The sequence below is a fragment of the Croceibacterium ferulae genome (genome assembly GCF_003660445.1).
Lineage (GTDB): Bacteria > Pseudomonadota > Alphaproteobacteria > Sphingomonadales > Sphingomonadaceae > Croceibacterium > Croceibacterium ferulae.
The window spans coordinates 371,291-388,506 of sequence record NZ_QZVQ01000002.1 but is presented as its reverse complement, the minus strand read 5'-3'; the positions used below and the strand labels follow the sequence as shown (position 1 = coordinate 388,506).

Here is a 17,216-nt window from a genome sequence, read left to right as displayed (position 1 = left end):
GCGCTTTGGCCACATAGCGTTGCCGATGCGCGAGTGGGCGGATTTCAGCTGGCAGGACGGCGACGGGGATAGCGGGCGCGGCGCAATTGCGTTGCACGGGCCTATGCTGGTGTCCTCCGTCGGTCCGCTGGACGAAAGATTGCGGGCGATCGACCGACCGATCAGCACCATCGACCTGTCCGATGCCGGACAGATCGACACGGTGGGCGCCTGGATCGTCTGGCGCCTGGCGGAACAGCACGGGGCCGAGATCACCGGCGCCGGCGATCAGGCCACCCGCCTGCTGGAGGTCGTGCAGGGCGCGCAGAGCAGCGCCGACATCCGCCCGCAGCAACTGGGCATGCCGATGCGCGCGCTGGAGGATTTCGGCCGCTTCATGGTCGGCCTGGGCCACGGCACCTTGCGGGTGATCGCCTTTCTTGGCGCCATCGTGCTCTCCTTTGGCGGGATGATCCGCCACCCGCGCCGCATCCGTGGCCGCGCGATCGTGCGGCAGATGGAGCTGGTGGGCGTCGCCTCCCTGCCGATCGTCGGCCTGATGAGCTTTCTGATCGGCATCGTGATCGCCCAGCAGGGGGCGGCGCAGCTGTCGCAGTTCGGGGCGGAATCCCTGTCGGTCAACCTGGTGGGCCGGCTGACCCTGCGCGAACTGGGCGTGCTGATGACCGCGATCATGGTCGCGGGCCGTTCCGGCTCCGCCTTTGCGGCGCAGCTGGGCACCATGAAGCTGACGGAAGAGATCGACGCCATGCGGACGATCGGCGTCGCCCCGATGGAGGCGCTGATCATCCCGCGCATCCTGGCTTCGGTGCTGATGATGCCGTTGCTGGGCTTCTATGCCAGCGTGATCGCGATCTTGGGCGGTGCCGTCATCTCCGATGTGACGCTGGGCGTGCCGGCGGTGTCGTTCCTGCTGCGCATCCGCGAGGTGGTGCCGGTGTACGATCTGTATATCGGCCTGATCAAGGCGCCGGTCTTCGGCCTGATCATCGGGCTGGCCGGCTGTTACCAGGGCATGCAGGTCGAAGGAAATGCCGAAGAGGTCGGGCTGCGCACGACGCAGGCCGTGGTGCAGGCGATCTTCATGGTGATCGTGCTCGACGCATTCTTTGCCGTGTTCTTCAGCAATCTGGGCTGGAACTGACATGGGAAGCGATCCCGGCAATATCGTACCGCCGGCAGATGCGGAGGAGCTCGGCACCGAGCGGTATGACGGCAAGTATCCGATCGTCATCGACGGGTTGCAGAACGCCTTTGGCGACAACGTCATCCACCAGGATCTGGCGCTCAAGGTGCGCCGCGGGGAGATCCTGGGCGTCGTCGGCGGATCGGGCACCGGCAAGTCGGTGCTGATGCGCTCCATCATCGGCCTGCAGCGGCCCACCGGCGGCACGATCGAGGTGTTCGGCCGCGACATCACCGCCGCCGGCCCGGACGAGGTGATCGGCGTGCGCAATCACTGGGGCGTGCTGTTCCAGGGCGGCGCGTTGTTCTCCACCCTGACGGTTGCGGAGAATGTGGAAGTGCCGCTGAAGCAGTTCTACCCCGAACTGTCGGCGGAGCTGATGCACGAGATCGCTCGCTACAAGGTGGTGCTGACCGGCCTGCCGGGGGAGGCCGCCAGCAAGTATCCCTCGGAGCTGTCGGGCGGCATGAAGAAGCGTGCCGGTCTGGCCCGGGCGCTGGCGCTGGATCCCGAACTGCTGTTCCTGGACGAGCCGACGGCGGGTCTCGACCCGATCGGCGCGGCCAATTTCGACAAGCTGATCCGCGACCTTACCGACACGCTTGGACTGACGGTGTTCCTGATCACGCATGATCTGGACTCGCTCTATGCCATCTGCGACCGGGTGGCCGTGCTGGCGGACAAGCAGGTGATTGCGGTAGGGACGATCCCCGAACTGCTGGAAAGCGATCACCCGTGGATCCAGGAATATTTCAACGGCCCGCGCAGCCGGGCGGCACGCGACAGCAGGGATCGTGCGGCGGAACTGACGGTTGCAGAGGGTGACGCCGCGCGCGAGCAATCGGCGCCGGCAGCCGCTTTGCACGGCAAGATAACAGGGGCATAGGCACAGCACATGGAAACGCGCGCCAATTACGTCTGGGTGGGTGTGGTCACGCTGCTGCTGCTCGCGGCTGTTGCGGCCTTCTTCATCTGGCTCGCCCGGTTGAACGAGAACAACCAGAAGGAATACGACATCTTCTTCCAGCAGTCCGTTGGCGGGCTGGCGAAGGGGTCGGAGGTGTCCTATTCCGGCGTGCCCGTCGGGCAGGTGAGCGACATCGACCTGTGGCAGGCGCAGTTCGTAAAGGTGCGCATCAGCGTGGATTCGGACACGCCGATCCTGCAGGGAACCACCGCTTCGGTCTCTTCCAGCTTTACCGGCGTGTCGACGATCAGCCTGAATGGCGGCGCGCGCGGCAATCGGCCGATCACCTGCAGCACCTCGTCCTGCCCCGAAGGCGTGCCGGTGATCCCGCCCAAGGCCAGCGGCCTGGGCGAGATCCTGGCCAGCGCGCCATTGCTGCTGGAACGGCTGGCGACGCTGACGGACCGGCTGACGCGTGTTCTGTCCGACGACAATCAGGAATCCATCCGCGGCATCCTGGCCAACACATCGCAGATCAGCGCCTCGCTGGCGGAGACTTCGCCCGAGATCGGCAACACCCTGCGCGAATTGCAGGGCACGCTGCAGCAGTCGCAGCGGACGCTGGGCGCGTTCGAGACGACGCTGCAATCGACCAATGACGTGATCAACGGGGAAGGGCGCGGGATTGCCGACGAACTGCGCCAGACACTGGACGAGGCCGGTTCCGCCGCAAAGGCGCTGGAAGCGACGCTGAACTCGTCCCAGCCGGTGATCAACGAACTCAGCCGAACCACCTTGCCGGCTGCCGATGCCACGTTGCAGGATCTGCGCCGGACCAGCGCAGCGCTGCGCGCGATCACGGAACGGATCGAAACAGAAGGCGCCGGTTCGCTGGTGCGGGGCGCACAGCTGCCCGATTACCAGCCTTGAGCGCGATAGGGGTGCCGCCACGATGAAGCTTCGCAATTCCGCCTTTCCCCGCATTGCCGCGCTGGCCCTGGCCACGACGCTGCTCAGCGGCTGCATCAGCTTCGGGGCAGAGCCGCCGGAGCGGCTGTTCACGCTGACGCCGACGCAGCGCGTTGCCGCGGGTGCCGTGCTGGACAGTGACACCGCCAACGCGCTGGCCGTGCTGGAACCGGAAACGCCGCAGAGCCTGGCCGTCACCCGCGTCCCCGTGCGGGTGGACGAGGCCAGCCTGGCCTATCTGCAGGAGGCATTCTGGGCCGAACGTCCCGCGCGCCTGTTCCAACGGCTGCTGGCCGAAACCATTCGGGTCCGGCGCAACCGGCTGGTGCTGGACGAACCGCCGCTGCTCTACACTGCGCCGGTGAAGCTCGGCGGCCGGCTGGTCGACATGGGCTATGACGTGGCCAGTTCCAGCGCGGTGGTCCGGTACGATGCGATGCTGACCATGCCCGGCGGGCAGGTCCGTACACGGCGGTTCGAAGCCCGCGTGCCCGGTGTCACGGCCGATGCGGCGTCGGTCGGTCCGGCGCTGAACCAGGCGGCGAACCAGGTGGCGATCGAGGTCGCCGACTGGCTCAACTGAGCGAGGTCAGGCCAGCCGGGCGAAGCGGGTTGCGGCCGCAAATGCGGCTTCCCGCGCTGCCCTGACCCGCGCTGCGTCCTCGTCCTGACCCCAGAGTTCCACCTGCCAGTCCTCTTCCAGATTGGCGGCGGCAAACAGGTCTTCGGGGGAGGCCTCCGGGTCGAGAGCCGCAAGCGCCACGATCAGGGACGCACCCAGCGGAGCCAATGTGGCGATCGCCGCGAGATGCCAGGCATCCTGATCCAGCAGCACGCCGCGCAGGGTGTCGAGCGTGGCGGCAGGCTGCGGCCGAGGCATGACACCGCTGATCCGTTCAAAGGCGATGCCGTAGCGCGCCTCCAGGGCCTGCACCAGCGGCTCCCAGCGCTCCAGCTGGCGGCGATGCAGGGGCTCGTCCGGGTCGGCACGATAAAGCAGCGTGTCGGTCTGGGCATAACGCAGCAGGCTGGTGGCTTGCCGTGCAGGATCGGGCGCCACATGGTCCAGCGCCAGATCGGTCAGGTCGCGCATCGGGAAGGAACCCGGATCGACGGTCTCGCCTTGCGCGGCCCATTCCTGTGCCAATATCTCCGCCAACGCATGACGGGGCACGATCTGCGCTGCGCCGCCCTGCGTGCGCACCGGCCGGCCGTCCAGCAGCACCTGCCAGCCACCCGCCGCTTCGCCCAGCGTCACTTCCCGCCAGAAGCGCTTCACGGGCGCGGGCTGCGCCAGCGGCGCGTCAGCACGCGTGGGGCGACGAAGGCCCCGGCAAAGCCGATCACCAGCAGCACGATGCCACTCCAGTAGGGCAGGCCGAAGCGCCCCTCAGTCACCATCAGGCCCAGCAGGACCAGCGCGACCCCGATGCCGCGCAACACGCCCAGCAGCACCCAGCGGCCCTTTGCGGGATCGTTCATAACAGCAATCTTTCCAGTTCCCCGGGCGTGTCCGCCACGGCCACGGCACCCGCGGCCAGCAGCTCCGCCCGTTCGTGATATCCCCAGCTGACGCCCAGCGCCCGCACCCCGGCCGTCTCGGCCATCGCCATGTCGAACACCGTATCGCCGATCATCACCGTGTCGGCGGGCATGGCGCCAGCATCCGCCATGGCCTGCTCCAGCATCGCCGGGTGCGGCTTGGAAGGGTGGCGGTCGGCCGTCTGCAAGGTGGTGAACAGGTCCGCCAGGCCGTGTGTCGCCAGGCACGCCGCGAGCCCGCGATCGCTCTTGCCCGTGGCCACGCCTAGCACCCAGCCATCGGCATGCAACTGGCGTAGCAGCGGCGCGATACCATCATAGAGCGGTTCACGCAGGCGTCCCTCTTCGCGCGCCAGACGGAAGGCAGACTTGTAGGCATCGACCGCGTGGGCCTGCACATCCGGCGCGGCATCGGGGGCCAGATGCGCGACCGCCTCCGGCAGGCTGAGGCCGACGATCCGCCGCACCTCGTGGCCGAACGGCGCGGGCAGGGCGGCTTCGGCAAAGGCCTGCGCCATGGCCGTGCAGACCGCCGCCTGCCCGTCGCTCAGCGTTCCGTCACAGTCGAACACCGCCAGCCGCACGCGTGCCATCAGCGGCGCGGGCCCTTCGACGGCGGAGCACCGGCCTCGCGGCGGCCGCGCCGCTCGCCGCGGCGTTCCTTGCGGTATTGCTTGGCATGCGCGCGCGCCGCCTGCTTCTTTTCTTCGCGGGTCCGTTCCGGCGGCGGCCCTTCGGGCTCCGCATTGCTGGCCTTCTCGTCGAAGCCCAGCTGCGTCATGGTGGCGGCGAAATGTTCGGGCAGGTCCGCCGTCACGTCCAGCTTATTGCCGCCCGGCGCGTCGATGATCAGGCGGCGGGCATGCAGGTGCATCTTGCGGCTGACCGCACCGGTCAGGAACGCGGCCTGCCCGCCATATTTGCCGTCGCCGACGATCGGATGGCCAATCGCCGCCATGTGCACGCGCAGCTGGTGCGTGCGCCCGGTCAGCGGCTGCAGCTCCACCCAGGCGGCGCTGTTGCCGGCCCGGTCCAGCACGCGATAACGGGTGCGGGCCGCCTGGCCTTCTGCCTCGTCCACATGCATCTTCTCGCCACCGGTGCCCGGCTGCTTGCTGATGGGCGCGTCGATGAAGCCTTCGTAGACGTCCGGCACGCCGATCACCAAGGCCCAGTAGACCTTCTTGGCAGAGCGGCCGGAGAACCGCTTGGAGAAGAACGCCGCGCTGCCCGGCGTGCGGGCGACGAGTAGCACGCCCGACGTGTCCTTATCGAGCCGGTGCACCAGCCGCGGACGTGGCGCGCCTTCATCGGCATAGGCGTCCAGCAGGCCGTCGACATGCTGGCGCATGCCGGTGCCACCCTGCGTGGCCAGACCTGGGGGCTTGTTCAGCACCAGCGCGGAATCGGTGCGGGTGATCAGCATGGCAGCGGCTTCCGCCCGCTGCTCGTCCGTCAGTTCGGCCTGCGGACGCGGACCGGTGGCCGGCGCGTCGCCACCTGGCGGCACGCGCACCACCTGCCCGGTGGTGAGGCGATCCTCCGGCTTGGCGCGGGCACCATCCACTCGGATCTGCCCGGTGCGAGCCCAGCGGGAAATGGTGGCGAAGCCGATCTGCGGCAGATGACGGCGGAACCAGCGGTCGAGCCGCACGCCATCATCATCGGGGCCGACGGTGAACTGCCGTACCGTGGAGGACGGGGTGGAAGGTGCAGCCTCGGTCATCCCAGCATCCGCATCATGTTGAGGCCGATCATCAACCCGCTGATCCCCAGGCCGACCGACAGGATCAGGTACAGCATGGCGAACAGCAGCTGGCCACGCTCGATCAGCAGCACCATTTCCAGGCTGAAGGCGGAAAAGGTGGTGAAGCCGCCAAGCAGGCCCACGCCCAGCAGCAGCCGGGCCTGTTCGCTGCCGCCGCCCCGGGCCAGAACGCCGGCGAGCACGCCCATGGCGATGCTGCCGACCGCATTCACGACCAGAGTGGCGAAGGGGAAGACGCTGACCATGCCGGGGCCGAGCAGCGCCGTCATCCAGCGGCCCGCCTGATAGCGCAGCAGCGCACCGATGCCGCCGCCAAGCGCCACCGAAAGCGAGGAAAGAAGAGGTGTTGAAGCATTCATGATCGGACCTGCCTTAGCCGCCGGGCGCGGGGCAGGGAACCCGTATCAGTTGTCGCCGCTCGCCTGCTGCTGCCGGGCCGCGTCTGCAGCCTCCAGCTGGCGCCGGTCGGCGACCGCCTGCTGGTCGGCCTTGCGCATGTCCGCCTCGATCCCGGCGGCCGTGGTGCCGACCTTCTTCTGCGCCGCCTCGTACCGTTCATCGAAGCTCGGCTCCTGCTGGCAGGCCGCCAGCAGGAGCAGGGTGGGGGCGAGGACCAGCCGCATCAGTAGTTCTTGCGATACCGGGCGCTGACATTGGTCGCGCCGGAACCGCCCGCCTGGCTCAGGATCGACAGTGCTGGGGTCAGGCTGACTTCCAGCTGCGTGGCGGTGAAGCCCTGCGCATCGGTGATGAACTCCACATAGATGTCGTCCGTCAGATACTGACCCGCCGCCAGTGCGGTGCCGCGGCCGGTCTCGTCATCGCTGCCCAGGATGCGCAGGCGATCGATCCCGCTGGCCGCGCGTAGGGTGCCCAGCGGATTGAGCCCGCCGCCCGAGCCGCGCAGCGAGTTGAGCGAGGCCGCCAGCTGCACCGCCTGGATGGCGGACAGGTTGCCGACGGAGCTGCCGAACAGAATGCGGCTGAGGATTTCGTCCTGCGGCAGGCCAGGCGTGCTGGAGAAGGTGATCTGCGGGTCCATCGCGCGGCCCTCAACGTTCACGTTCACCGTCACGTCCTCGATATCCTCCGTCGCAACGATGGTGATCGTCGGATCGATGGTGTTGCCGCCCGTGAACTGCACCCGCCCATCGCTCAGGTCGAAGTTGCGGCCGGCAAAGCCCAGCGTTCCGCGGATCAGTTCCACCTCGCCCGACATGCGGGGCGCGGCGCTGGTGCCGGCCACGTTGAAGTCGGCGCGCCATTCGGATTCCAGCCCCATGCCGGAAACATACAACCGCTCGGGCGCCACCAGGTCGATGTCCAGCGCAAGCTGCTCGAACAGGCCGGCCGAAGGTTCCGCCGGTTCGTCGCCCGTGATGCGCTGCGGACCGCGCGGCGGCTTGAAGCGCACGCCGGTCAACCGCGGCACATCCGCTGCACCTTGGCGCACGATCTGGTACCGGGTTTCCGGCAGCTGGATCTGGCCGGAGAGCAGCGCATTCTGCCCGGCGGCCTTCGCCAGCCGCAGATTGCCGGTCGCGCGGGCGGCGATCTGGTCACTGTCCGCCAGTTCGGCATTGTCCATCGTGACCGCGAGATCCATCGGGTAGCCGGCGTCCGCGGCCAGGCTGACATAGCCGCTGGCGCTGACGGTCCCATCCCCGGCATTGGCCGTCAGGCTGCGCACTTCCAGCCGGTCACCGGTGAACCGCCCGTTCACGGCCAGATTGGTCAGGCGGGTGCCATAGGTCTGGTTCTCATAAGTGAGATTGCTGGAACGGATGAGCCCGGCAAAGGACGGGGCCGAGACGGTCCCAGTGAAATCGGCAGCGACGCCGACCGGACCGGTGAGGGTCTGGTCCACCTGCCCGGCGAAGGAGAACAGCGTGGCAGCCGGCCCGTTGTAGCGGATGCCGCCGCCCAGCGGTGCCGCCAGCATCCGTTCCGTCCAGGTGCCGGCGCTCGGCCCAAGGGGGCGCAGCGACGCGACCACCCGGCCGATCACGGCGCCGCGATCCCGCATCACCGCCCGTGCCTCGCCACCATCGGACAGCAGCTTGCCGACGAAGTTGATGTCGATCGGCCGGCTGACCGCCGCGGCGGTGGTGCGGGTGAAGTTGTCGATCGACAGGCGCGCATCGGCGCTGGGGAAGGCGGTGCTGCTGGCTTGCGCGAAATCGAGGCTGCCAGTCGCCTGCCCACCGATGCCGAAGCCCGGCGCGAAGGCGTTCAGGATCGCGAGGTCCAGCCGGTCGAGGCGGGTCTGCAGCTCTATGCCCTCGCCATACTTGCCGGCAACGCGGATGTCGCCCTGGCCGAAGGTTATGCGGGTGGGCAGCAGTTCGTAGCTGCCGTCGCCCGGCACGATCCGCGCCGGCGTGGCGGTGCGGAAGTCGATGCCGCGGACCCGGCCTTGCAGCGCCGCGCGCCACAGCTGCGGTTGCAGATCGGCATTCATGGCAATGCGGAACGGCACGCCGCTGGTGCCTTCCGCGAGCACGCGGGCCGTGCCGCGGCCATCGCGATAATCGACCTGCGCACGGGCGGCGACGATGTTGAGCGCGCCGTAACGGGTCTGCGCCAGCTGCGCGTCCGCCACGATCCGCGGCTGATCGTACAGCACGATCTGCGCATCCACGATGGCCGAACCGATCGCAAGCTGCGCCGGGCCGGGCAGAACGGTGTCGCGCGCCCGCAGATTGACCAGCGCCTGCTGATACTGGCCCAGCGCCGACAGCCGCACCACGCCGCCCAGGCCATTGCCGTTGGCGGTCAGCTGCCCGGCGAAGGGGCCGGCACTGGTCTGCTGCACGCGCCCTGCAAAGTCGATACCGCCCAGATTGGCGTTGTTGATCGTCAGCGTCAGCGGGGCGGCGGTGCCCAGCACCACGTCGGCGGTCAGCGGACCGTAATCGGTCTGCGCGGTCGCATCCAGGCGGTACCCGCCCTGTGCGCCGGTGATCCGCGCCTCCACATTGGCAAGGCCGATGCCGAAGCCGGGCCGTTCCACCGTGATCACCGCATCGGGGTCGGCGATCGTGCCGGCGACCTGCACGCCCACGGCGCCATAGGCGGTGGTGGTGCCGGCCATGGTCAAGGACAGGCGCCCGTCCGGCGACCACGATCCGCGGCCATCCGTGATCCGCGCGTCCGGCGCATCCAGGCGGAGGTTGGAGAAGCGGACAACTCCGTCCGGGCCATAAAGGACGTTGGTCGCCGCCACCGCATTGCCGCCCAGGAAGTTCAGGACACTGTCGTTCAGCAGCCGGGTGGAGCGTGCGCGCACGCGTCCCTGCATGGCGAACCCGCCGGTGGGCACAGTCTTTAGGTCGATGTCCGTCTCGATGTTGAAGATGCCGACGCTCTCCACGCGATAATCGTCGATCCGCCCATCGATGGCGCCGGTATACAGGCCGGTGGAGGTATCCGCGACGACGATCAGCCCGGCATCGATGCGATCGGAACGCAGGCGCAGATTGTCGGACAGGATGCGGGTGCCGTCGATCGCCAGATCACCCGCCAGCCGCACATTGCGCAATGTACCGCCAGCAACCGTGTCCAGCCCGACGACCCGGCTGACGCGTGCATCCACCGGGATGAGGATCTGGTCCGCATCCACACGCGCCGCGCCGCTGGCGGCGAGGTTTTCCAGCCCCATGTCGTTCATGAACAGCCGCGTGGCGTTCACTTCGTACTGCACCGCCGGCGTCGTAAAGGCGCCATCCAGTACCAGTTGTGCCCGGAGGCCGCTGCCGCCCAGATTGGGCGCAATCGCCGCCGGCTTCAGCAGGACGAAACCGAGCCTGAACGCGTCGAAGCTGTTGTCCGACAGATCGACAATGCCGGCCGTGTTCAGCCTGAACGCGTCCGAATTGACGTTGCCCGCCAGATCGACCCGCCGCTCGGCCAGCTTGCCGGTCAGGTCCAGGTTGAGGATCGGCCCCAGCAGCGTGGCGGTCGGCCCTTCGAACAGGCGCGCCACCCGCGTGGGGCCGCGCAGGGTGAAGGTGCCATCGCGGGCGAGAACCTGCACGCGGGCGAAGGCGCTGCCGGCCAGGTCGGCATTCAGCCGGCCGTCCCAGCGCGCCCAGTCACCGCGCCCGTCCACCTGCACGCGTAGCGGATCGCTCAGGCCTGCAAGCGCTGCGATCACGCCGCCTTCGGGAGCATTGAGGTCGAGCTTGATATCCAGCCGGTTGTCTTCGGGCGCTGCGTCCAGCACCAGCGCCACGGTATCCCCGCCGGCGATGCCCTGACCGGCAATGGTGCGACCATTGAAGTCGACCTGGGCACGGCCATCGGCGATATGCACCTCGCCATCCATGCCCACCACGCGGCGCTCGCCGCTGACCGGCGCCTCGGCCACGAAGCGGCCGATGCGCAGCGTGTTCACGTCGATATCGTAGTCGGGCAGCAGCGGGGCGTCGCTCGGCGGAGTTTCGTTGAATTCCGGCAGCCGCGCCAGCGTCACAAGAGGGCTGGCGAGCGAGCGGACGTCAATATGCCCGCTGGCGAAAGCAAAGGGGCGCCAGTCGACCGCGATCTCGGGACTGGTGACGAACACGCCCTTCGGATCGGCGACTGCCAGATCGCGGATCACCATGCGGCCATACAGCGATCCGTCGATCTCGCCGATGCCGATGCGCATCCCGTTCTCGAACTCCAGCGCCTCTATCTGACGCACCACGAAGCGCTTGCCGGGGGCCGTATTGATGCCCACCAGCACTGCGGCGACCAGCAGCACCAACACCAGCAGAACGATGCCGATCCACTTGGCGATGCGCAGCGCCGGGTTGCGGTGATGCGGTCCGGCCACTGCGCTGTCCGCCCGGTCGGTATCGGTGGGCGTCATGGTGGTGTCGTCCGCCATCAGAAAGCCTGCCCGATCGAGATGTAGAGGTTGAGGCGACTCTCGCCTCGCCGCCGGTTCATGGGGGTGGCGATGTCCACCCGCAGCGGCCCGAAATTGGTGTAGTAGCGCCCACCGACGCCGACACCGATGCGGACATCGTCGAAGGTGGGGTAGGTTTCTTCATAGACCTGACCCGCATCGACAAAGCCGACCACACCGAAATTGCCCCAGCGATACCGCACTTCGGCCGCGCCTTCGGCCACGCTGCGGCCACCGATCGGACGGATCAGGGTCTCGGGCTCGTCGGAATCCTCGTCCGTCGGATCGAAATCCGGGTTGGCATATTCGACCCGTGGACCAAGCTGCTGGAACCCGAAGCCGCGGACGGAGCCGCCGCCACCAGCATAGAACCGCCGCGAAGGCGCCAGGTCGAAGCGCTCGATACCCTGGATCGTGCCGAAGCGCAGGCGGCCGGCAATCACGAAGCTGTCGCCGATCGGCACGTAGGCGGTGCCGTCGATCCGTGCGCGGACATAGGTGTCGAACCCGTCCTGCAGCGATGCCTCCGGTTCGATCAGCGTGGTCAGGCGGAAGCCGCGGGTGGGATTGAGCAGGTCGTCGGACGTGTCGAAGCCGGCCTGGCCGGTCAGCCCGCCGATGAAGAAGGTGCGGTCGGCCAGATCGTTGATCGAGAAATCGAAATCCTCTTCGACGGAGCCGAGCAGCTGCACGCCATAGGCATAGGTGAACCGCTTCTGCCAGATTGGCGTGGAATCATATGTCACCAGCGCTGCAAGGCGCCCGGTATAGGCCTCGAACGCATCATAATCGCTGTGCAGGGCCTCTGCCGTCAGGCTGAAGGTCCGGTCGCGGCGGCCCGCATTGGATCGGCGGAACGTCGCCCCTACACCCTGCTCGCGGGTGCCGAGGACGGCATTGGCGATCAGTGCGCCTTCCGGCGGGAACAGGTTGCGATGCGTCCAGCTGCCTTCCAGCCGCACGCCCTGACCGGTGCCATAACCGGCGCTGCCCGCGAGCGTGCGCGGCGGGCCAGCATCCTGGTCTACCAGGATTGTGGCATATTGCGTGCCGTCGCCGGCATCTTCGCCCGTCTGCTCCGGCGTGACCGATACGGTATTGAACAGGCCGGTCGCGACCAGCGCCTGCCGCAGGTCGTCCACCATGCGGCTGTCATACAGCTCTCCGCGTTCGAACCGGCTGAGCACGTCGATATGCTCGGCATCGAAGGCGAGATTGCCGGTGGTGCGGATACCACCGAACACGGATCGCGGCCCGGTCTCGATCGGCAGCGTGTAGTCGCCGCCACCCGTCTCGGGATCCAGCAGAATGTCGCGCTGACCCACGGTGGCGAAGGGATAGCCGTTCTCGGGCAGGGCCACTGCGACCTGCGCTTCTGCGCCCTGGACGCGTTCGGCGATGATCGGTTCGCCCACTTTCAGCGCCAGATTGCTGCTGATCAGATCGGCGGGTTCGGTCGGGTCGGCGGTGACCGTGATGTCGGAAAAGGTGTAACGCTGCCCCGGGACCACATCCAGCACCGCGGTCAGGGGCGGGGCATCATCCTCGCCCGTGCGGTCCAGCCGGCTGGTCACCGTGGCATCGTACCAGCCTTCGGAGGCAAGAATGCTCTGCAGCAAGGCACTGTCTTCGGTCAGCCGGGCGGAAACCTGCGCAACATTGGCCGCATCGTCATCGTCCTTCAGCGCCGACAGGGAATCGAACATGCCGGCGAGGTTCGCCGCGCTGTCATCATCCACCGAGTCCAGGCCATTGATCGTGACGTCATAGGCGATCTCGGTAGGCTCGCTCTCGACCTCGGCTTCGGTGAACTGCACCTCTTCCACCTGGAAGCTTTCCAGCGGGGGCAGAGGCTCGTTCAGGGCGGCATCGCGGATCGGGGCATCTCCGATCGTCTCCTGCGTGTCGCCATCGGCCAGGGCCGGGTTCCCGACTGGCGCCGCCTGCCCGTCCTGCGGGGCGGCGGCTGCCTGCTCGGTCGCGATCCGCCGCTCGAACTCTTCGATCGATTCCAGTGGGCCGTCCAGCGCGGCATCCGCGTTGGCATCCAGCGACGGCACGGTGGCCTCGAACTCGGCATCGGGAATAATGGGGTCCACGGCCGGCAGCTGGGTATCGGCAGGCAGGGCAGGCACGTCCAGCGGGGTAGCAGGTTGGCCCGCAGGCTGCTGCGCGACCGAATCCGCCGAATCCTGCGCAACTGCGGCATTGCCGGCCAGCGCGATGGCCAGCGCAAGCGTGATGCCACTCAACCCGGGCAGGGCACGTCGGCCATATGCGGCACCATTTCGGAGCTCGCCTGTTCCCTGCCTGAGCCAGACCGTGTTTCGCAAAAGAGGATTCCCCACTTGATCCCTGATGATCATGCCCCCGACGGCACGACCCAGCAGACTGCCGTCGATCATCAACTTGCCATGGAACAAAATGGTTCCGAGCAGTGCGAGCCGGTCGCCCACCAGGCAGCGGGAGCGCAGGCAAGTTCCCCCAGGGAGGTGCCACGGGCGGGCTGGATCGAGGTGATCAAGCGGATGATCACGATGTGGGGCTACCACAACCTGTCGCTGATCGGTGCGGGCGTGGCCTTCTTCACCTTCCTGGCGTTGACCCCGCTGATCGCATCCACGGTGATGATCTACGGCCTGATCGGCGACACCCAGACCGTTCGGAGACAGATGGGCGCGCTGGTGGAGGTCATTCCTCAGGAAGCGGCCGTGTTGCTTCAGGACCAGTTGCTGGGCGCCGTGAACGCCAATGCCGGCGTCACGGGCTTTGCGCTGGTGATCGCGCTGTTCTTCGCGCTGTATGGCGGCACACGCGCTGCCAACGGCTTGATCGGCGCGCTGAACATCATCAACGAGGAGCATGAGACCCGCGGAATGATCACGCTGACGATCCGCGCCATGATGTTGACGCTTGCCGTGGTGTTCGTGGCCCTGACGGGTCTCATCAGTGGCGGCGTGTTCGCCTGGCTCCAGACGCATACACAAAGCCTGATCGGACCCTGGGTGGCGACCCTGTTCAAGCTGCTGACCTGGACCGCATCGATCCTGCTGGGCAGCATCGGCTTTGCCCTGATCATGCGCTACGGCCCTGATCGCCGCCCGGCGAAGTGGCGCTGGCTGACGCCGGGTGCGCTGCTGGCGACCGTGCTGTGGATCGCCATCACCTTCGGCTTCTCGTTCTATGTCGCCTTTGTCAGCGACTATAACGCCACCTACGGTTCCCTGTCGGCAATCGTCGTCTTCCTGATGTGGCTGTTCCTGTCGACTTACGGCATCCTGGCCGGCGCGCTGCTGAATGCGGAACTGGAGCGGCAGACCACAGTGGACACCACCGCGGGCGAGCCGAAGCCGATGGGGCAGCGCGGCGCCGTGCTGGCCGATCTGGCGGAAGGCGGCATGTCGATGGAGCAGTGGCTGCACAAGACCGAACAGCGCAAAGCCCGCCGGCATGCACGCAAGGCCGCCCGGCGGGAGGCGCGGGCCTGACCGCACGAGGGCCCGACCTGGTGTCGCCGCACCTGTGCGGAAGCGGTGCCTTCAGGACATTGCACCCGGAAAGGTTCGTCTTGCCGCCCTGGCGCTCAGCCTTCCAGTTCGTCCAGCACGGCTGGCGCCACCCGGCGCCGAGCGACTTCCCGCAGCAGGAAGCTGGAGCGGATTCTTGCGACATGGGGCAAGTTCGACAGCTCCTTGCGATAGACCAGATCGTAGTGGTCGAAGGAACGGACGTTGATCAGCATCATGAAGTCGTTTTCGCCGGAGATGAACGAGCAGAACGACATGGAGGGACAGGACATCACCGCCTCCTCGAACTCCATCAGCTTGTTTTCCGACTGGCTGCTCAGCTCGATCATCACCAGCACGGTGATCGCATAACCCAACTTCTGCTGATTTATAACGGCCGAATATCCGGTAACCACGCCCTTTTCCTCCAGCAGCTTGCGCCGGCGGGCCACCGCGGTGCTGGAGAGGTTAACGGTTTCCCCCAAGGTGACATCGGCAGCACGCCCATCATCAACCAGGGCGCGCAGGACTCGAAAATCCGTGCGGTCAAGCGCTTCACGCACGCTTTTTGCCATAACAATCCCCCGTTGCCGCATAAACCGTCAAAGTGCAGGCAAATAAGTGCCGTTTTTCCCAAGATTTGCAAGAGCGGGAATGGTAACGCGTTCCGGCGGCGAAAGCCGGCCGCGCCGGATCAACAAGAAAAAGGGTTCATGGGTCGCCTGTTTCTGAACGGCGCGGGCTTGCTCGATCGGCGTGGTGCTGGTCTCCGGCGTGACGCAGACCACGCTGGTCGCGATGTTCTGTTGCCGCCGTTGCATGCCCGCTTGCCCGCCGGACCTCTTCACCGCAAACCGTCACCTGCCAGCTTCAGGCCGAGCTGGCTGGACCATTACCGGAGCCTGCCTGAGCATGACTGACCGCCCCACGATCGACCACCCCCCTGCCACCCTGCCGCTGGATGCCTGGCACCGTGCGGCCGGTGCCAGGATGGTGCCGTTTGCCGGCTATGCCATGCCGATCCAGTATCCGGACGGCATCATCGCCGAACATGAATGGACGCGCAGCCATGCCGGCCTGTTCGACGTCAGCCATATGGGGCAGCTCACTGTCTCCGGTGCCGGCGCTGCCGCCGCGCTGGAAGCATTGCTGCCGGCGGACCTGCAGGCGCTGGCGCCGGGGCGGATGCGCTATTCGCTGCTGCTGAACGACAAGGGCGGCGTGATCGACGATTTGATCGTCACCAACATCACGGAAGGTGAGCCGACCTATTTCCTGGTCGTCAACGGCGCGACCAAGGTCGGCGACATCGCCCATCTGCAGGCGCGGCTGCCCGCAGAGGTGGCGCTTACGCCGCTGCCCGATCTGGCGCTGCTGGCGCTGCAGGGACCGGAGGCCGCCCTTGTGCTCGACCGCCTGTTCCCCGGCATCGCTACCGAACTCGGCTTCATGGAAGCGACCAGCCGCATGCTGGGCGAGGTGCCGGTCCGCATCTTCCGCTCGGGCTATACCGGGGAGGACGGGTTCGAGCTGTCGCTCCCGGCCGTCGATGCCGTCACGCTGGCTGATCGCCTGATGGCAGAGGATGAGGTGCGACCGATCGGCCTCGGCGCGCGCGACTCCTTGCGGCTGGAGGCAGGTCTGCCGCTGTATGGCCATGACCTCGACACCGAAACCGATCCGGTCATGGCGGGCCTCGCCTTCGCCATCACCAAGGCGCGCCGGGCTGATGGCGGCTTCCCGGGTGCCGCGCGCATCACCGCGCTGCTGCGCGACGGTGCGCCGATGCGCCGCGTGGGCCTGGTGCTGGAAGGGCGCATGGCCGCCCGCGAGGGCAGCCTGGTATTCGCCGGCGAAGAGCAGGTCGGCCGGGTCACCTCCGGCGGTTTCTCCCCCACGCTGGGCCATCCGATCGCGCTGGCTTTCGTCGACACGGCCCATATCGCGCCCGGCACGGCGCTGTTTGCCGAAGTCCGCGGCAAGCGCCTGCCCGCCACGGTGGTGCGGCCGCCCTTCGTTCCCCATCGTTACCATCGCAAAGGAGAGGCTTGATGGCACGTTACTTCACCACCGAACATGAATGGATCGAAGTCGATGGCGACAGCGCCACGATCGGCATCACCGACCATGCGCAGAGTCAGCTGGGCGATCTGGTCTTCGTGGAAGTGCCGGCCGCCGGAACCGAACTGCTGAAGGGCAAGGAAGCCGGCGTGGTCGAATCGGTCAAGGCTGCTTCGGACGTCTACTCCCCCGTCAGCGGTACCGTGACGGAGAGCAACGGCACGCTGGAAGAGGATCCCTCCCTGGTGAATTCCGATGCGGAAGGCGAAGGGTGGTTCTTCCGCCTGACCATCGCGGACCCGGCCGAACTGGACGGTCTGATGGACGATGCCGCTTACAAGGAATACGTGGCCGGGCTCGACTGAGCCAGCCGGACGGAAAGC

At 67.2% G+C, this 17,216-nt stretch carries 17 protein-coding genes; 7 read left to right on the top strand and 10 right to left on the bottom strand.

What is annotated here, in order from left to right:
- Nucleotides 1-25 precede the first annotated feature (25 nt).
- Genes D5S08_RS02555 through D5S08_RS02540 form a run of 4 tightly spaced genes read left to right on the top strand, consistent with a single transcriptional unit; the run spans nt 26 to nt 3,645 of the window.
- Nucleotides 26-1,144 carry an ABC transporter permease gene (locus D5S08_RS02555; RefSeq protein ID WP_121115168.1) on the top strand — a complete coding sequence of 373 codons (1,119 nt, stop codon included), beginning with the start codon at nt 26-28 and terminating at the stop codon, nt 1,142-1,144.
- 1 nt (nt 1,145) lies between these two features.
- On the top strand, nt 1,146-2,072 hold the full coding sequence (locus tag D5S08_RS02550; RefSeq protein ID WP_121115166.1) for an ABC transporter ATP-binding protein: 927 nt from the start codon (nt 1,146-1,148) through the stop codon (nt 2,070-2,072).
- Nucleotides 2,073-2,081: 9 nt separating this feature from the next.
- On the top strand, nt 2,082-3,023 hold the full coding sequence (locus tag D5S08_RS02545; protein ID WP_121115164.1) for an MlaD family protein: 942 nt from the start codon (nt 2,082-2,084) through the stop codon (nt 3,021-3,023).
- Between the two features lie 22 nt (nt 3,024-3,045).
- A complete protein-coding gene (locus D5S08_RS02540; protein WP_121115162.1) occupies nt 3,046-3,645 on the top strand; it encodes an ABC-type transport auxiliary lipoprotein family protein in 600 nt (199 codons plus the stop codon).
- A gap of 6 nt (nt 3,646-3,651) precedes the next feature.
- Here the strand turns inward: D5S08_RS02540 and D5S08_RS02535 are convergent, their stop codons facing one another.
- The 8 genes from D5S08_RS02535 to D5S08_RS02500 are packed head-to-tail and all read right to left on the bottom strand — an operon-like array spanning nt 3,652 to nt 13,518.
- Nucleotides 3,652-4,341 (bottom strand): ATP12 family chaperone protein, encoded by a 690-nt coding sequence (locus tag D5S08_RS02535; protein ID WP_121115160.1) that lies wholly within the window; start codon nt 4,339-4,341, stop codon nt 3,652-3,654.
- Nucleotides 4,338-4,544: a hypothetical protein gene (locus D5S08_RS02530; RefSeq protein WP_121115158.1), complete on the bottom strand. Its 207-nt coding sequence runs from the start codon at nt 4,542-4,544 to the stop codon at nt 4,338-4,340. Before D5S08_RS02530 ends, D5S08_RS02535 begins: the two co-directional genes overlap by 4 nt.
- Nucleotides 4,541-5,197, bottom strand: coding sequence for an HAD-IA family hydrolase (locus D5S08_RS02525; protein WP_175578857.1), 657 nt, complete (start codon nt 5,195-5,197; stop codon nt 4,541-4,543). The genes D5S08_RS02530 and D5S08_RS02525 overlap by 4 nt, the downstream gene beginning before the upstream one ends.
- Nucleotides 5,197-6,330: an RluA family pseudouridine synthase gene (locus D5S08_RS02520; protein WP_121115155.1), complete on the bottom strand. Its 1,134-nt coding sequence runs from the start codon at nt 6,328-6,330 to the stop codon at nt 5,197-5,199. Before D5S08_RS02520 ends, D5S08_RS02525 begins: the two co-directional genes overlap by 1 nt.
- Nucleotides 6,327-6,731, bottom strand: coding sequence for a fluoride efflux transporter CrcB (gene crcB / locus D5S08_RS02515; protein WP_121115153.1), 405 nt, complete (start codon nt 6,729-6,731; stop codon nt 6,327-6,329). Before crcB ends, D5S08_RS02520 begins: the two co-directional genes overlap by 4 nt.
- 45 nt (nt 6,732-6,776) lie before the next feature.
- Nucleotides 6,777-6,995, bottom strand: coding sequence for a hypothetical protein (locus tag D5S08_RS02510; protein WP_121115151.1), 219 nt, complete (start codon nt 6,993-6,995; stop codon nt 6,777-6,779).
- Nucleotides 6,995-11,245 (bottom strand): translocation/assembly module TamB domain-containing protein, encoded by a 4,251-nt coding sequence (locus tag D5S08_RS02505; RefSeq protein WP_121115149.1) that lies wholly within the window; start codon nt 11,243-11,245, stop codon nt 6,995-6,997. The genes D5S08_RS02510 and D5S08_RS02505 overlap by 1 nt, the downstream gene beginning before the upstream one ends.
- A complete protein-coding gene (locus D5S08_RS02500) occupies nt 11,245-13,518 on the bottom strand; it encodes an autotransporter assembly complex protein TamA (RefSeq protein WP_241557174.1) in 2,274 nt (757 codons plus the stop codon). Before D5S08_RS02500 ends, D5S08_RS02505 begins: the two co-directional genes overlap by 1 nt.
- Before the next feature lie 162 nt (nt 13,519-13,680).
- On the opposite strand from D5S08_RS02500, the gene D5S08_RS02495 reads away from it, so the two are divergent.
- Nucleotides 13,681-14,754 (top strand): YihY/virulence factor BrkB family protein, encoded by a 1,074-nt coding sequence (locus D5S08_RS02495; protein ID WP_241557173.1) that lies wholly within the window; start codon nt 13,681-13,683, stop codon nt 14,752-14,754.
- Nucleotides 14,755-14,849: 95 nt separating this feature from the next.
- Here D5S08_RS02495 and D5S08_RS02490 read toward each other — a convergent pair whose 3' ends face one another.
- Both D5S08_RS02490 and D5S08_RS16335 read right to left on the bottom strand, forming a co-directional pair.
- Complete coding sequence (locus D5S08_RS02490; protein ID WP_121115147.1) at nt 14,850-15,347, bottom strand: Lrp/AsnC family transcriptional regulator; 498 nt, start codon at nt 15,345-15,347, stop codon at nt 14,850-14,852.
- Between the two features lie 27 nt (nt 15,348-15,374).
- On the bottom strand, nt 15,375-15,620 hold the full coding sequence (locus D5S08_RS16335; RefSeq protein ID WP_126665477.1) for a hypothetical protein: 246 nt from the start codon (nt 15,618-15,620) through the stop codon (nt 15,375-15,377).
- Between the two features lie 64 nt (nt 15,621-15,684).
- Between D5S08_RS16335 and gcvT the strand changes: the two genes are divergently transcribed.
- Nucleotides 15,685-16,824, top strand: a complete 1,140-nt coding sequence (gene gcvT / locus D5S08_RS02485; protein WP_121115145.1) for a glycine cleavage system aminomethyltransferase GcvT — start codon at nt 15,685-15,687, stop codon at nt 16,822-16,824.
- Entirely contained in the window at nt 16,824-17,198 is a 375-nt protein-coding gene (gcvH, locus tag D5S08_RS02480; RefSeq protein WP_121115143.1) for a glycine cleavage system protein GcvH, read from the top strand. The genes gcvT and gcvH overlap by 1 nt, the downstream gene beginning before the upstream one ends.
- Nucleotides 17,199-17,216 lie beyond the last annotated feature (18 nt).

Excerpts from the sequence above, each read along its gene's own strand:
- D5S08_RS02545 (WP_121115164.1), top strand. The coding sequence starts at position 2,082 with ATGGAAACGCGCGCCAATTACGTCTGGGTGGGTGTGGTCACGCTGCTG.
- D5S08_RS02510 (WP_121115151.1), bottom strand. The coding sequence starts at position 6,995 with ATGCGGCTGGTCCTCGCCCCCACCCTGCTCCTGCTGGCGGCCTGCCAG.
- D5S08_RS02490 (WP_121115147.1), bottom strand. The coding sequence starts at position 15,347 with ATGGCAAAAAGCGTGCGTGAAGCGCTTGACCGCACGGATTTTCGAGTC.
- D5S08_RS02520 (WP_121115155.1), bottom strand. The coding sequence starts at position 6,330 with ATGACCGAGGCTGCACCTTCCACCCCGTCCTCCACGGTACGGCAGTTC.
- gcvH (WP_121115143.1), top strand. The coding sequence starts at position 16,824 with ATGGCACGTTACTTCACCACCGAACATGAATGGATCGAAGTCGATGGC.
- D5S08_RS02530 (WP_121115158.1), bottom strand. The coding sequence starts at position 4,544 with ATGAACGATCCCGCAAAGGGCCGCTGGGTGCTGCTGGGCGTGTTGCGC.
- D5S08_RS02525 (WP_175578857.1), bottom strand. The coding sequence starts at position 5,197 with ATGGCACGCGTGCGGCTGGCGGTGTTCGACTGTGACGGAACGCTGAGC.
- D5S08_RS02540 (WP_121115162.1), top strand. The coding sequence starts at position 3,046 with ATGAAGCTTCGCAATTCCGCCTTTCCCCGCATTGCCGCGCTGGCCCTG.
- crcB (WP_121115153.1), bottom strand. The coding sequence starts at position 6,731 with ATGAATGCTTCAACACCTCTTCTTTCCTCGCTTTCGGTGGCGCTTGGC.
- D5S08_RS02555 (WP_121115168.1), top strand. The coding sequence starts at position 26 with ATGCGCGAGTGGGCGGATTTCAGCTGGCAGGACGGCGACGGGGATAGC.
- D5S08_RS02505 (WP_121115149.1), bottom strand. The coding sequence starts at position 11,245 with ATGGCGGACGACACCACCATGACGCCCACCGATACCGACCGGGCGGAC.
- D5S08_RS02495 (WP_241557173.1), top strand. The coding sequence starts at position 13,681 with ATGGAACAAAATGGTTCCGAGCAGTGCGAGCCGGTCGCCCACCAGGCA.
- gcvT (WP_121115145.1), top strand. The coding sequence starts at position 15,685 with ATGACTGACCGCCCCACGATCGACCACCCCCCTGCCACCCTGCCGCTG.
- D5S08_RS02550 (WP_121115166.1), top strand. The coding sequence starts at position 1,146 with ATGGGAAGCGATCCCGGCAATATCGTACCGCCGGCAGATGCGGAGGAG.